15 protein-coding genes are annotated in these 13,436 nt (G+C 48.0%); 3 read left to right on the plus strand and 12 right to left on the minus strand.

Annotated features, from left to right (window positions below; all coding sequences use genetic code 11):
- Window position 1: 1 nt before the first annotated feature.
- Window positions 2–883 carry a flagellar protein MotY gene (gene motY, locus CSW98_RS14665; protein ID WP_100801224.1) on the minus strand — a complete coding sequence of 294 codons (882 nt, stop codon included), beginning with the start codon at window positions 881–883 and terminating at the stop codon, window positions 2–4.
- A 248-nt stretch (window positions 884–1,131) separates the two neighbouring features.
- On the opposite strand from motY, the gene rnt reads away from it, so the two are divergent.
- Window positions 1,132–1,791 carry a ribonuclease T gene (rnt, locus tag CSW98_RS14670; RefSeq protein ID WP_100801225.1) on the plus strand — a complete coding sequence of 220 codons (660 nt, stop codon included), beginning with the start codon at window positions 1,132–1,134 and terminating at the stop codon, window positions 1,789–1,791.
- Between the two features lie 28 nt (window positions 1,792–1,819).
- Window positions 1,820–3,142: a Na+/H+ antiporter family protein gene (locus CSW98_RS14675; protein WP_100801226.1), complete on the plus strand. Its 1,323-nt coding sequence runs from the start codon at window positions 1,820–1,822 to the stop codon at window positions 3,140–3,142.
- A 68-nt stretch (window positions 3,143–3,210) separates the two neighbouring features.
- Here CSW98_RS14675 and CSW98_RS14680 read toward each other — a convergent pair whose 3' ends face one another.
- Window positions 3,211–3,540 (minus strand): Grx4 family monothiol glutaredoxin, encoded by a 330-nt coding sequence (locus tag CSW98_RS14680; RefSeq protein WP_100801227.1) that lies wholly within the window; start codon window positions 3,538–3,540, stop codon window positions 3,211–3,213.
- Window positions 3,541–3,839: 299 nt separating this feature from the next.
- Between CSW98_RS14680 and sodB the strand changes: the two genes are divergently transcribed.
- Window positions 3,840–4,424 carry a superoxide dismutase [Fe] gene (sodB, locus tag CSW98_RS14685; protein ID WP_100801311.1) on the plus strand — a complete coding sequence of 195 codons (585 nt, stop codon included), beginning with the start codon at window positions 3,840–3,842 and terminating at the stop codon, window positions 4,422–4,424.
- Between the two features lie 73 nt (window positions 4,425–4,497).
- On the opposite strand, the gene CSW98_RS14690 is transcribed toward sodB, so the two are convergent.
- From CSW98_RS14690 to odhB, 10 genes are all read right to left on the minus strand, one after another.
- Window positions 4,498–4,818 (minus strand): hypothetical protein, encoded by a 321-nt coding sequence (locus tag CSW98_RS14690; protein WP_100801228.1) that lies wholly within the window; start codon window positions 4,816–4,818, stop codon window positions 4,498–4,500.
- Between the two features lie 49 nt (window positions 4,819–4,867).
- Window positions 4,868–6,013, minus strand: coding sequence for a tetratricopeptide repeat protein (locus CSW98_RS14695; RefSeq protein ID WP_100801229.1), 1,146 nt, complete (start codon window positions 6,011–6,013; stop codon window positions 4,868–4,870).
- The gene (locus CSW98_RS14700) at window positions 6,013–6,666 is read right to left on the minus strand and encodes an energy transducer TonB (protein ID WP_100801230.1); all 654 of its coding nucleotides are present in this window, start codon (window positions 6,664–6,666) and stop codon (window positions 6,013–6,015) included. The genes CSW98_RS14695 and CSW98_RS14700 overlap by 1 nt, the downstream gene beginning before the upstream one ends.
- An 8-nt stretch (window positions 6,667–6,674) precedes the next feature.
- Window positions 6,675–7,079 (minus strand): ExbD/TolR family protein, encoded by a 405-nt coding sequence (locus tag CSW98_RS14705; protein WP_100801231.1) that lies wholly within the window; start codon window positions 7,077–7,079, stop codon window positions 6,675–6,677.
- A 9-nt stretch (window positions 7,080–7,088) separates the two neighbouring features.
- Entirely contained in the window at window positions 7,089–7,640 is a 552-nt protein-coding gene (locus CSW98_RS14710; protein WP_100801232.1) for a MotA/TolQ/ExbB proton channel family protein, read from the minus strand.
- A complete protein-coding gene (locus tag CSW98_RS14715) occupies window positions 7,640–8,974 on the minus strand; it encodes a MotA/TolQ/ExbB proton channel family protein (protein ID WP_100801233.1) in 1,335 nt (444 codons plus the stop codon). Before CSW98_RS14715 ends, CSW98_RS14710 begins: the two co-directional genes overlap by 1 nt.
- Complete coding sequence (locus CSW98_RS14720) at window positions 8,974–9,717, minus strand: DUF3450 domain-containing protein (RefSeq protein ID WP_100801312.1); 744 nt, start codon at window positions 9,715–9,717, stop codon at window positions 8,974–8,976. Before CSW98_RS14720 ends, CSW98_RS14715 begins: the two co-directional genes overlap by 1 nt.
- Window positions 9,718–9,992: 275 nt before the next feature.
- A complete protein-coding gene (gene sucD, locus CSW98_RS14725) occupies window positions 9,993–10,865 on the minus strand; it encodes a succinate--CoA ligase subunit alpha (protein ID WP_100801234.1) in 873 nt (290 codons plus the stop codon).
- A complete protein-coding gene (gene sucC / locus CSW98_RS14730) occupies window positions 10,865–12,031 on the minus strand; it encodes an ADP-forming succinate--CoA ligase subunit beta (RefSeq protein ID WP_100801235.1) in 1,167 nt (388 codons plus the stop codon). Before sucC ends, sucD begins: the two co-directional genes overlap by 1 nt.
- Before the next feature lie 171 nt (window positions 12,032–12,202).
- Window positions 12,203–13,426, minus strand: a complete 1,224-nt coding sequence (gene odhB, locus CSW98_RS14735; RefSeq protein ID WP_100801236.1) for a 2-oxoglutarate dehydrogenase complex dihydrolipoyllysine-residue succinyltransferase — start codon at window positions 13,424–13,426, stop codon at window positions 12,203–12,205.
- Window positions 13,427–13,436: the final 10 nt, after the last annotated feature.

The following is a 13,436-nucleotide window of genomic DNA, read 5'->3' on the forward strand; positions in this document are numbered from 1 at the left end:
ATTATATCTGGCTGCGTCCCAAAGAAATCACTACCCGGCGATTTTTATCTTTACCGATAGGAGAACTGTTGTCTGCAATTGGCCGACGTTCGCCATACCCCTGAATCTGAATCCGGTTGTCATCCAGCCCCAGTGACTTAAAGTAATCTCTCAGAACAACCGCCCGGCGTTCAGAAAGGTTCTGGTTCACCCCTTTAGCTCCACTGCGATCGGTGTATGTATTAATCAACACCAAATCGATATCCTGATTATGTCTGACATATTCCGCTATTTGTGCCAAACGCTTTTGTGATGCCTTATTCAGTTGATCGCTGTTTCTGTCGTAATGCAGTATGGTGAAAGAGATATCTTCAAAACTATAAGGCAGAAGCTGATTAATACACAGACTGAATGCATTATACTGCTGCTGAAACATCACCGGAGAGAGAGAGACTTCTACAGCCTGATCCCGGCTCTGCCAGTCAGAATAACTGAACGTTGGAAAACGGCCTTTCTCCAATTCGGAGAGTATGCCCCACGCCGTCTGACCACCAATATAGCCGTCAAATTGCTTGAAGAATTTTATGTTTGAAATACGTTCCGCACTTTCTCCCGGACGCCATTGCGGCGGCAGTGAAACCAGACTGACATCCTGCGTGGCACCCATTGGTCTGAGCATTTTCAGTTCAAAATCCAGATTGATTTTTTTACTGGCGTGAGAAGAAAACTCTGCCTGTCCGTAATTCGGGATCGGATGAACCAGACGGCATTCCAGTGGTGTATTTGCCGCCATACTCCACTCTGACTGTTCAGGCATGGCCGCATAGCGCAGGTCTAGCGCCTCAGATATCGGAGATATCAGGGCTGCCGAGATAAAAACACTGGTGGCAATCTGCTTTTTCATCACTACTGGGTACTCACTTCTCAATCCGGTACGGCGAATCCTTGCCGCTTTCGCGTCTGTAGGCGGCTTATTCCGCTATGCTTCCGATCACTGTGTAATGATATAGCAAAAAACCAGCCAACATCGCGTCCGTATCGACTCCTTATCTTATTTCCACACAAAAACCGACCGAAGAACTGCGATTTGCCATTTAGCTCAGAACAAATATTTGTAATAATGCGGCGTTCAATCTCTCTGATAAGCTGAATATGACTGTAGATAAAGAACTATTAACGCTAAAAAGCCGGTTTCGTGGCTATTTTCCGGTTGTAATCGATGTTGAGACAGCAGGTTTCAATGCAAAAACCGATGCACTTCTGGAAATTTGTGCAATCACACTGACGATGGATGAACAGGGTGATCTGCATCCGGCAACAACACTGCATTTCCATATTGAGCCTTTTGAGGGGGCTAATATAGAAAAAGAAGCTCTGGAATTTAACGGCATACGAGACCCTTTTAGTCCGTTACGCGGTGCTGTTACTGAGCAGGAAGCACTAAAAACAATCTACCGGCAAATCAGAAAAGAACAGAAAGACACCGATTGCAGCCGAGCCATTATGGTTGCTCATAACGCAACATTTGATCACAGCTTTGTGATGGCTGCCACTGAACGCAGCCGTCTGAAACGCGTCCCTTTCCATCCCTTTGCAACATTTGATACGGCAGCACTGAGCGGATTAGCTTACGGGCAAACCGTTCTGGCTAAGGCCTGCAGAGTCGCCGGGATGGATTTTGACAATAAAGAAGCCCACTCCGCGCTGTATGACACGCAAAAAACCGCTGAGCTGTTCTGCGGTATCGTTAACCGGTGGAAAGCACTGGGAGGCTGGCCTGTCAATCTGGCGGAAACGGCACAAGAGAAATAAACAAACACAACTAACTATTGAGAAAAATATGAATCCTGTAGTCATTTCTGTATGCATTATGCTACTGCTGGCACTGATGAGGGTCAACGTTGTTGTTGCCCTGACTTTCAGTGCAGTTATCGGTGGCCTTGTCTCAGGTATGGGCCTGAACGAGTCAGTCGCGGCCTTTGAAAGCGGACTGGGGGGCGGTGCAACGATAGCCCTGAGTTATGCCATGCTGGGTACTTTCGCAGTTGCGATATCCAAATCGGGTCTTACCGATCTGCTGGCACAAAAGGTCATTAAACGTATTCATGGTCAGGGGCATGAAGGAGCCAAAACCGGTCTGAAATTTGCGACCATCGGCGCTCTTATTCTGATCACCATGTCGTCACAAAATGTTATTCCGGTCCATATCGCCTTTATTCCAATCTTAATTCCACCTCTGTTAGGCGTATTTGCCAAGCTGAAAATAGACCGCCGTCTTATTGCTTGTGTGCTGACATTTGGTCTGATCACCCCTTATATGGTTCTGCCTATCGGCTTCGGTGGTATCTTTCTGAATAATATTCTTCTGAAGAATTTGCACGATAACGGTCTGACCGGTGTGGTAGCCAGTCAGATTCCAACGGCCATGATGCTGCCGGGATTAGGCATGGTTGCCGGTCTGTTTTTAGCGATTTTGGTAACCTACCGTAAACCTCGTGAGTATCCGGAAACTGAGATGACTCATATCCATACCGATGTAAAAGTGGATAAGAAAAATATCACTATTTCTATCGCGGGGATTATCGTTGCTTTGGGTGCACAGTTAATGACAGGCTCAATGATCATCGGTGGTCTGGCCGGTTTTATGGTGTTCACCATTTCAGGCATGATCAAATGGAAAGAGACCCATGATGTTTTCACCAAAGGTGTACACATGATGGCGATGATTGGCTTTATTATGATTGCGGCCGCCGGGTTTGCTGCCGTAATGAAACAGACCGGCGGAGTGGAAACCTTGGTTGAATCTCTGGCCACCAGTATTGGGGACAACAAAGGCCTGGCCGCTATGCTGATGCTGGTTGTCGGCCTGCTGGTAACGATGGGAATCGGCTCTTCTTTTTCCACAATTCCGATTATTGCCACCATTTATGTACCTCTGTGTGCAGCGTTCGGCTTTTCACCAATGGCGACAATTGCTCTGGTTGGTACTGCTGCTGCACTGGGTGATGCAGGTTCCCCTGCTTCGGATTCGACCCTTGGTCCTACATCCGGCCTGAATGCTGACGGCCAGCATGAACACATATGGGAAACCGTTGTACCCACTTTTATTCATTACAATATCCCGCTGGTGATCTTCGGCTGGATTGCTGCGATGACGCTGTAATCTTACCTGACTTTCACATGCAAAGAGGCCGCTGTTTTTCATTAGCGGCCTCTTTATTTATACCATACTTATTCTGCGGAATTTTTTGCGACCGCTTCTTTAATCAACGGCTGCAGCTCTCCTTTCTGGAACATTTCCAGAATAATATCGCATCCGCCCACCAACTCGCCTTCTACCCACAATTGAGGGAAAGTCGGCCACTGTGCATAGGTTGGTAATTCGGCACGAATATCCGGATTTTGCAGAATATCAACATAAGCAAATTTTTCACCACAAGCCATCAGCGCCTGAGCCGCTTGTGAAGAAAATCCACAACTCGGCAGCTTCGGTGAACCCTTCATATACAGCAGAACCGGGTTTTCACCAATTTGCTTTTTAATCTTCTCAATGGTTTCCATATGTGTTCTCGTCTTATTGTTACTGACTTTACGCCGCCCATTCTACTGGTTTACACAAGAATAAAAAGCCTATTCTGAGTGTGGAATTACTCCCCGACGTCTACACTCCTATTACCAATAATGCTCGTCTGTTTTCCTCAGGCATAGGTAACAAATTCAATATTTTTTTGTTATCGGGGTTTTAATAAAGTAAAAACTTGCTAAAATAAACTTAAGTCAGTCGTAACGACTTATTTATTAAAAATACAATTGGAAGCAAAAAAGGGATCTTCCCTTTGAAATCAATGGAGAAATTTGTAATGGCATTCGAACTACCAGCACTTCCTTATGCAAAAGACGCACTGGAACCCCATATCTCAGCAGAGACACTGGAATACCACTACGGTAAGCACCACAACACATACGTGGTAAAACTGAACGGTCTGATCCCGGGGACTGAGTTTGAAAATAAAACCCTGGAAGAGATCATCAAAACCTCTACTGGTGGTATCTTTAACAACGCAGCACAAGTGTGGAACCACACCTTCTACTGGAACTGTCTGTCACCCAACGGCGGCGGTGAACCAACCGGTGCAGTAGCCGATGCTATCAACGCCACTTTCGGTTCTTTCGCGGCATTTAAAGATAAATTCAACGATATGGCAGTCAATAACTTTGGTTCATCATGGACCTGGCTGGTGAAGAAAGCCGACGGCTCTCTGGATATCGTCAATACATCAAATGCAGCCACACCTTTGACTGACGAAGGCGTTACTCCGCTACTGACAGCTGACCTGTGGGAGCATGCATACTATATCGATTACCGCAACGTTCGCCCTGACTATTTAAGCGGTTTCTGGGCATTGGTTAACTGGGCCTTTGTTGAAGAAAATCTGACAGCGTAAGGTCTGATTACAAATATACAAAAAGCTGGCAATTGCCAGCTTTTTGTATATTCAGGAAATTATATGAGATTTATCACATTTCTGCGGCAATAATCATCGCAATCACAAACAGAATCCTGAATATATCCCATAACAGACTGTCTTTTTCCGGCTCCTCTTCAGATTGACTAACAGGCTCCTGATATTCCGGAGGTATTGCCTTTTCCTGACTGAGATATTGTTCCTGACTAAGATACTGCTGCACGGCCTCTTCCGGATCTCCGGCTTCTATCAGACTGGTCACAATCATATAACCATCGTCTTCCAATGAACGGATGATAGCGATTCCATCCTTTTCATCAATATTGACCGCTCTGAGAGTGCTGTCTTTTTGAGCGATTCTGTATGTATTCATCCCTCACCCCTCTACTGACCTACTAATCAATTGTAGAGCACGGTGTACGTTAAGGTGTGATATTTCTCTCAAGATAATCCAGCCATTCTCTGGCGACTTTACTCTGTGCGACTCTGTAGGCTTGGTTTGCAACCGTCTCTGCAAGGCCGAACTGTTTCAGACGGTAGTGAGCCTGAACTCTGGCCAGCAGTATCTGCTCTGATGGTTTTTTGATCTGATTCAACTGCACTAGTGCCTGCTGATAATGCCCTTCTTGCAGTAGTAACCGAGCGTAAGACCAGCGATGCTGAGTATCTATCGCTACAGCCTTTTCCCAACTGAGCAATGCTCTATCCCATTCACGAGCCTGCTGCCAGTACCTTGCCTGATTCACCAAAAGCCCTGCATCGTTGTTCAGATTATCCAGACGGGCATAACACTTTGCCGCCTGAGCGGGCAGTTGTTGATCTGCATATAAACCGGCCAGTGTTGTTATTTCCGATTGAGTAAGGACAAAGCCAGCACGTTCCATTTGTTGTAGTACCGTCAAAGCCTCTCGGTTCTTCTCTGTGCGTAGCAGCAAGCTATACAACTGTTTCCACCAATCCTGTTCTTGTGGCTCACGGCTGCGCAATTGCTTTGTGGTTTGTACTGCTAATGTCCAGCGTTCGAGACTAATTTCAGCAGCCAGTTGCAGTTTCAGCGCGTTCACCTCCGGCATGGTAATATTTTTCCGATAGGAAGAAATCGCATCCAATACGGATGTCCATTTTTCCAGCGCATAATAAGCCTGTGCAACCCTCAGCCAGTAGGCAGCAAGTTTGGATTTTTCTGTTGTCCTGCGGATAACCGCCTTAAAATTCCCGATAGCCAAATCAAAATGCTGTTGATACAACTGGATTTCTGCCAGCATACGCTGTGTATCCAAATGCTGCTCTCCGTCCAGAGCCTGCTGTTTAACAGCCAACGTTAATGCTTGTTCTGCTTTATCTGATGCGCCCTGTTGCCAATAAAAAATACCCAGCATTCTCTGCACATAAGCCTGATCATAACTGCGTGTTGAATCGATGGTTTCCAGCAGCTTTATCGCTTCACCAGTCTGTTCTTCCTGCTGCTTCTGGAACGCCTCATACACTTTGAGTGCCACATGGCGGGATAATTCTTCAGCCTTAAGCGGTGTCACAAGAACAAACAGTAATATGAATAGGTAGCGCATTATTCCTTAATCCTGAACTCAAGTTTGACCGTCTGACCGGTTCTTTTCACCGCCACGCCATTCACTGTCTGCGGTTGATACTTCCAGCGTTTCAGTGCCCGTAAGGCTTCACGATCAAAGATGCGCGCAGGTTGGCTTTCAACGACTTCGATATCTTCCGGTATTCCGGTTTTATCAATGCTGAACGACAGAATCACATAGCCTTCGATCTTCCGTTGCAGCGCACGCTGCGGATACCGTGGTTCCATTCGGTGCAGCGGCATAACCTGCAGATTCTGACCAATGTTCATCCCCTGAGCCGTTGGCGCTGGCTGTGCCGGAACGTTCGGTGCCGCAACCGCTAGTCCGGTCACAGAGAAATCCATTTCCAATTGCGGTACATCTGGCAACACCGATTCCAGAGGCTGATGTTCCATAGACACAGCTGCCAGTGTTTCCGCCGGAGCAACTTTAGGCTTTTCCGGGGGATCCGGAAGGCGTCTCATTCGCGGTCTAGCCGGATCTTCATGTTCCATCATAAATAGATCAAACCGGACAGCCGATTCAGGATCCGGCGCACGACCAGTATTAACTCCAACCATCCAAACCATAGCACTGAACAGCAGGAATGTACTTACAATGGCCAGAGGTAAGCTCAACAAGAGGCGCTTCATACCATCACCTACTTCGTTGCCGTTGCCAGAGCTATCTTCTGGATACCGGCACCTTTTGCTCCGTCCATGACCTGAACAACCGTGCCGTTAAATGCGTACTTATCCGCCTGGATCACCAGCGAGGCATTCGGCTGCTCCAGCAACATATGTTCCAGCGTAGCCTGTACTCTTTCCACATCCACCAGACGTTTATCGATATACACATCATTGTCTGCCGTTACCGCGATAAAAATCCCTGCGTCTTTCTGACTGGCGGAATGCTCAGCCTGAGGCCGGTTAACTTCCATACCGGATTCACGGACAAAAGAGCTGGTCACAATAAAGAAGATCAGCATAATAAAGACGATATCCAGCATAGAGGTCATATCAACCTGTGCTTCATCCTGCTGTTTTTTACGTTGTCCTAATCTCATTGCCTCTGCCTACTTCGCTCTCATTAACCGTTCCAGATGCAGTGCTCTGGATTCGTTCAGTTTTACCAGCCGGGAATAGGTAAACATTCCAGCCAGTGCAGCCACCATTCCGGCCATGGTTGGCAAGGTTGCCATAGAAATACCGGTTGCCATTAACCTCGGTTGTGCACTCCCCTGAGCTTCCAGTACATCAAATACCGATATCATGCCGGTTACGGTTCCCAGCAGACCGATCATAGGGAACAGGGTGACCAGTACTTTCAACAGGTTCATATACTGAAAAAGCTCGCTGTTTGCCTGTGCCAGCCACGCCGCACGCTGCTGTCTGGCAAACCAGGAGTGACGATCTGTACGTTTCTGCCACAGACTCACCCAGAAATGCCGGCGCTTAGGAAAACTGCAATACAAATAAATCAAACGTTCAAAAACAATCAGCCAGAATAACCCGACAGCCAGTGCCAGCCACCAGAGAACGGGGCCGCCACGGTGCATAAAATCATTAAAGGCATACAAGCTATTCCCCCAGCCCACAGCCTGAATAATGACGTGCAGCCAATCCATCAGACCGTAGCCTCAAGCTGCTGCTCTGCTCTTTCTGCAACCAGACCGATACCCTGCTTCTCAATAACGGCACTGATGTTACCCGCCTGAGAGCTGAGGATATTGTGCAGCAACAACAGAGGCATAGCGGCAATCAGACCAAGAACTGTAGTGACCAGTGCCATCGAAATACCGCCGGCCATCACCCTCGGATCAGCATTACCAAACTGAGTAATCGTCTGGAAGGTTTCTATCATGCCGGTCACGGTTCCCAACAGCCCCAACATAGGAGCCAATGCCGCAAACAGTTTGATCAGAGACAGGCCTTTCTCCAAGTGCTGCTGTTCATCCACTATAGATTCCAGCAGCCGCAGCTCCAGAGCTTCCACATTCAGAGCTTTATCTTCCTGGTACACCTGCAGAATACGTCCGAGAGGATTATTGCCCGGCTGACCGGACTGTTTTAGCTGTAAACGGATCTGAGCCTGAATGCGCAACAGTGAACCCCCTCTGACAAGACCAATCACAATACCGATCACCAGCAGTACCGCAATAATTTTGCCAACAACTCCCCCCTGCGCAAAACGCTCAAGCAGATCCGGTTCATTCGCCAGTTGTTCCAGCAGGCTGCCCCGGGACATATCCACAGCAAACGAGCCGGTATTGTCTGTTAATACCGCACTGCTGGTCGGTACCTGAGGAGGCTGGCGCAGATAATCGGCAGCAGCCTGAATATGACTGTCCCACTTCAGATACCCCTGGTCGCCCAGCAGGCCAAGGCTTCCCATGCGTCTTGCGGTGATGTCCGTATAGACGCCATCACCACTGACATAGCTGACTGGAATATCTTCTACCTGACTGCTGGCTTTGATCTGATCTGCGAGAACCTGCCATAACCCTTCCAACTGCCCGGCAGACGGCAATGTTTTGGCAGCAACAATATCGCTGACCAGTGTCATCTGCGCGGCTTTACCGACAGCAGCCACCGACTGTTTCATTTCAACCAGCAGCTCTTTGGCAACCTGACGCACCACCCCAAACAGTTCGCCCAGACTACCGCTGGCCAGATGCAGTGTCTGTTCTTTTTCTGCCAGTTGCTGTTCATTTTTTCCGAACTGCTCACTGAGCCGATCCGAATCAGCCTGCAACGCAGCGAGTTGCTGTTCCAGCGCACGTTTTTTGGCTTTCAGTTCCGCTTCCGTCTGGCGGAAACCGCCTTCACGCTGCCGGTTTTCCTGCACCTGTTCTGCATAAGCAACTTTGGTATTATCCAGCAGCTGTTCCACAGCAGCACTTGCCGGCAGAGTAATCGCCGTCAGAAGTGTAAGATAAATGAATGAGCGGAGTGATGTCATTATTCTCCCTCCTTAAGCGATACCGGCAAAGTAAGTATATTCGGAGAAGCCTGTTTGTAGGCGATTGCAAACGCTTTATTAATTTCAGATCCCATCGCAGAAGAGAGCTCATCCCACTGCTTCTGCTGGGTATTCCATGACCAGAACTTCTGTTGATCCAGGCTGCGGGCGACCAGAACTGCCCGACCGATATACAGCTGTTCAGCCTCGCGGGTTATCCCGTCAGCACGGATATCACCTTTGAAACTGCCCAGTTTGATCCCATAGTCCAACTCGATCTGATACGCTTCCAGAATACGGCGATATTTCTCGGCATCACTGACATTTGCCTGACTCATCATGGACTTAAGATCATTAAGACGTGCTTTACGTGCCTCAGGCCGGATAGGCTTATCATTGGTAATACTGCTTTCCAGACTGTCCAGCATACGGTACATCAGAGGCACGACACTGCGTTTGGTTATATCAATTTGTGTCAGTTGGTCATCCAGACTACTCAGCTCCTGTTGCTGACTCAGTACTAAGCTGTCCAAATGATCCCGATAGATTTTCAGGCTTGCCACCTCAGCTTCCAGACTTTCAATATCCGCTTTCAAAGTAAAGCTTCGATCACTGCTGGTGTTGATCCGTTGCTGGCTTTTAACCGATTCACTGATATTCTTTTTCTCCAGTGTATTGGCCTGACTAAGATCATCAGCGAAAGCCATGGTGACCAGAAACGGAAAAATACATACGGTCACCATCCGGGAAACACCCCGGGTTAACCTGCTCATAACATCACCTGAAGACATAACAAACTCTTCATCCCATAAATTAAATACGCGAGTCCCGCTTTACAGCCGGTATTTGGTAAAACCCAAGAGCAATGAATAATACCTATTCTCATTTTCATTGCAAATAAAATCCGTACCATCCGGAAAGAATGACAAAGCCCGGACAGTAAAGACCCGGGCTTTGTATGACATCAGATTGTCAATGACTGAAAGTTGCGCCTAACAGTAGATGCTGCGATACGGTGTCACCAACCGGTGATCTCTCTTAGCCCTTTGCCAATATCGGCCAGACTTTTTACCGTTTTTACCCCAGCAGATTCAAGAGCCGCAAATTTATCTTCCGCCGTACCTTTACCACCAGAAATAATAGCGCCGGCATGCCCCATGCGTTTGCCTTTCGGTGCCGTCACACCAGCAATATAAGACACGACAGGTTTGGTGACATGTGCCTTAATAAAGGCAGCAGCTTCTTCCTCTGCTGTACCACCAATTTCACCAATCATCACAATCGCTTCCGTTTCCGGATCGTCCTGGAACAATGTCAGAATATCAATGAAGTTAGACCCGGGGATAGGGTCACCGCCAATCCCGACACAGGTAGATTGACCAAAGCCTTCGTCTGTGGTTTGCTTCACCGCTTCATACGTCAGTGTACCAGAGCGGGAAACAATCCCTACCTTACCTTTCTTATGAATGTGTCCGGGCATAATGCCGATCTTACATTCATCCGGAGTAATAATGCCCGGACAGTTAGGGCCTATCATCATAACACCGGCTTCTTCAAGACGGATTTTTACCTGTAGTAGATCCAGTGTTGGAATACCTTCAGTAATGGTAACAATCAGCTTGATGCCCGCATCAATTGCTTCCAGAATCGCATCTTTACAGAATGGTGCCGGTACATACAGCACCGATGCTGTCGCACCGGTTGCTTCTACGGCTTCGCGAACCGTATTGAAGACCGGTAAACCAAGATGAGTCTGACCGCCTTTACCTGGAGAGACACCGCCAACCAACTGAGTACCGTACTCCAGCGCCTGTTCTGAATGGAAAGTTCCCTGACCGCCGGTAAAGCCCTGACAGATAACCTTAGTGTTTTTATCAATAAGAATCGACATTATTTGCCCTCCGCTGCTGCTACAGCTTTTTCTGCTGCTTCAGTCAGAGAAGTCGCAGCAATAATGTTAAGACCACTGTCTGCCAGCTTCTGCGAGCCGATATCGGCTTTATTACCTTCAAGGCGTACAATAACCGGAATTTCCACACCGACTTCCTGAACAGCACCGATAATGCCGTCTGCAATCAGATCACAACGCACGATACCACCGAAAATATTCACCAGTACCGCTTTTACCTTGCTGTCGGAAAGAATAATTTTGAACGCTTCACTGACACGCTCTTTGGTCGTACCGCCGCCTACATCCAGAAAGTTAGCCGGCTGACCACCATAGGTACTGATGATATCCATGGTACCCATCGCCAGACCAGCACCGTTCACCATACAGCCGATATTGCCGTCCAGAGCCACATAGTTCAGCGCCCATTGTGCCGCATGTGCTTCACGTTCGTCCTTCTGGGAAGGGTCTCGCATTTCTCTCAGTGCTGGCTGACGGTAAAGGGCATTAGAATCAATATTGATTTTTCCGTCCAGACAAAGCAGATTACCTTCGTTGGTAATCACCAGAGGGTTAATTTCCAGCAGAGAAAGATCGTACTGAGTGAACATCTTACCCAGCCCCATAAAGATCTGAGTAAACTGTTTGATCTGCTCACCTTCCAGACCCAGTTTGAATGCCAGCTCACGCCCCTGATACGGCTGAGGCCCGGTAAGAGGATCAATAGCGGCTTTGTGGATCAGTTCCGGCGTTTCTGCTGCAACTTTTTCGATCTCAACACCACCTTCAGTGGAGGCCATAAAAACAACCCGTCGGGAAGAGCGGTCAACAACCGCGCCTAGATACATTTCACTGGCAATACCCGATGCGGCTTCCACCAGAATTTTCGTAACCGGCTGACCATTGGCATTTGTCTGATAAGTAACCAGATTTTTACCCAACCACTTCTGGGCAAATTCGCGAATGGCCTCTTTATCTGTGTGCAGCTCTACACCACCAGCCTTACCCCGGCCGCCTGCGTGTACCTGACATTTTACTACCCATTTATCACCACCAATTTTTCCGGCTGCTTCCGCTGCTTCTTGTGGTGTATCACAGGCATAACCCTCCGGTACGGGCAAACCGAATTCAGCAAACAGCTGTTTGGCTTGATATTCATGCAAATTCATTCTGTCATTCCGTTAGTTTTTCCCATTGCGGGATTTATTATTTCCATAAGACTCATTGCCATGAAACGGCTCAGGCAAGAGAACTTAACGTTTGCAGGGTACGTTCTCATTTTTATATACAGAGCTGGATGATAAGCCAGACCGGCCCTGTATTTTCAGAGCACGGACAGCTTAAACATCCAGTAATAAGCGAGCCGGATCTTCCAGTAACTCTTTAATGGTTACCAGGAAGCCCACAGATTCTCTGCCGTCGATAAGACGGTGATCATAAGAGAGAGCTAGATACATCATCGGAAGTATCTCCACTTTCCCGTCTACCGCCATCGGACGATCCTCGATTTTATGCATACCGAGGATAGCAGCCTGCGGGGGATTGATAATTGGTGTCGACATGAGCGAACCAAATACTCCACCATTGGTAATGGTAAAGTTACCACCTGTCAGTTCTTCAACCGTTAATTTGCCATCTCTGCCCTTAATTGCAAGATCTTTAATGCCTTTTTCTACTTCTGCAAAGCTTAAAGTGTCACAATCTCTTAAAACCGGAGTGACTAAGCCTCTCGGCGTAGATACAGCAATACTGATATCAAAGAAATTATGATAGACAATGTCGTCGCCATCAATAGATGCGTTCACTTCCGGATAGCGTTTCAGGGCTTCTGTAACCGCTTTTACGTAGAAAGACATAAAACCGAGACGAACATCGTGACGCTTCTCAAACTGCTCTTGATACTGCTGCCGCAACTCCATGATGGGTTTCATATTCACTTCATTGAACGTTGTCAGCATCGCCGTGGCATTTTTCGCTTCCAGAAGACGTTCCGCAACCCGCTTGCGCAGACGAGTCATAGGGACACGTTTCTGATTACGGGCTGTCGGCGGTTCTTCTTCCTCAGCAGCACTCTCTGTTGGTTTCTGTTGTCCCTTTGCCTGCTCCGCCTGTTGTCTGACTACCGCATCGATATCTTCGCGGGTAATTCGCCCGCCGACACCGGTTCCTCTAACCTGACTGATTTCAAGCCCGTGTTCGGCCAGAAGACGACGCGTAGCCGGTGTCAGCCAGTCATTGGTTTCTTCCTTAAGTGACGCCCTGTAGCGTTTATCCGGGGAAGATTCAGAAGCCTGAGTACTGTCCAGAGTCGGTTCACCAGCAACAACGCCTGGCTTGATTCTGGCCAGCAACTGTTTAGAAAGCACGGTTGCACCTTCCGCTTCAAGGATCGTTTCCAGTACGCCATCTTCCGGAGCCGGAACTTCGAGAACCACTTTATCGGTCTCAATATCAACAATCACTTCATCGCGTACGACAGTATCACCTTCTTGTTTATGCCAGGTTGCTACCGTTGCGTCGGCAACAGATTCGGGTAAATCTGGAACCAGAATGTCAATTGTCATAGTCGTCTCT

Origin of the sequence: Vibrio sp. HA2012 (genome assembly GCF_002812955.1) — a bacterium.
In the GTDB taxonomy this organism is placed as follows: domain Bacteria; phylum Pseudomonadota; class Gammaproteobacteria; order Enterobacterales; family Vibrionaceae; genus Vibrio.

Excerpts from the sequence above, each read along its gene's own strand:
- CSW98_RS14715 (WP_100801233.1), bottom strand. The coding sequence starts at position 8,974 with ATGACATCACTCCGCTCATTCATTTATCTTACACTTCTGACGGCGATT.
- CSW98_RS14700 (WP_100801230.1), bottom strand. The coding sequence starts at position 6,666 with ATGAAGCGCCTCTTGTTGAGCTTACCTCTGGCCATTGTAAGTACATTC.
- motY (WP_100801224.1), bottom strand. The coding sequence starts at position 883 with ATGAAAAAGCAGATTGCCACCAGTGTTTTTATCTCGGCAGCCCTGATA.
- rnt (WP_100801225.1), top strand. The coding sequence starts at position 1,132 with ATGACTGTAGATAAAGAACTATTAACGCTAAAAAGCCGGTTTCGTGGC.
- CSW98_RS14675 (WP_100801226.1), top strand. The coding sequence starts at position 1,820 with ATGAATCCTGTAGTCATTTCTGTATGCATTATGCTACTGCTGGCACTG.
- odhB (WP_100801236.1), bottom strand. The coding sequence starts at position 13,426 with ATGACAATTGACATTCTGGTTCCAGATTTACCCGAATCTGTTGCCGAC.
- sodB (WP_100801311.1), top strand. The coding sequence starts at position 3,840 with ATGGCATTCGAACTACCAGCACTTCCTTATGCAAAAGACGCACTGGAA.
- CSW98_RS14680 (WP_100801227.1), bottom strand. The coding sequence starts at position 3,540 with ATGGAAACCATTGAGAAGATTAAAAAGCAAATTGGTGAAAACCCGGTT.
- sucC (WP_100801235.1), bottom strand. The coding sequence starts at position 12,031 with ATGAATTTGCATGAATATCAAGCCAAACAGCTGTTTGCTGAATTCGGT.
- CSW98_RS14705 (WP_100801231.1), bottom strand. The coding sequence starts at position 7,079 with ATGAGATTAGGACAACGTAAAAAACAGCAGGATGAAGCACAGGTTGAT.
- CSW98_RS14720 (WP_100801312.1), bottom strand. The coding sequence starts at position 9,717 with ATGGTGACCGTATGTATTTTTCCGTTTCTGGTCACCATGGCTTTCGCT.
- CSW98_RS14690 (WP_100801228.1), bottom strand. The coding sequence starts at position 4,818 with ATGAATACATACAGAATCGCTCAAAAAGACAGCACTCTCAGAGCGGTC.
- CSW98_RS14710 (WP_100801232.1), bottom strand. The coding sequence starts at position 7,640 with ATGGATTGGCTGCACGTCATTATTCAGGCTGTGGGCTGGGGGAATAGC.
- sucD (WP_100801234.1), bottom strand. The coding sequence starts at position 10,865 with ATGTCGATTCTTATTGATAAAAACACTAAGGTTATCTGTCAGGGCTTT.
- CSW98_RS14695 (WP_100801229.1), bottom strand. The coding sequence starts at position 6,013 with ATGCGCTACCTATTCATATTACTGTTTGTTCTTGTGACACCGCTTAAG.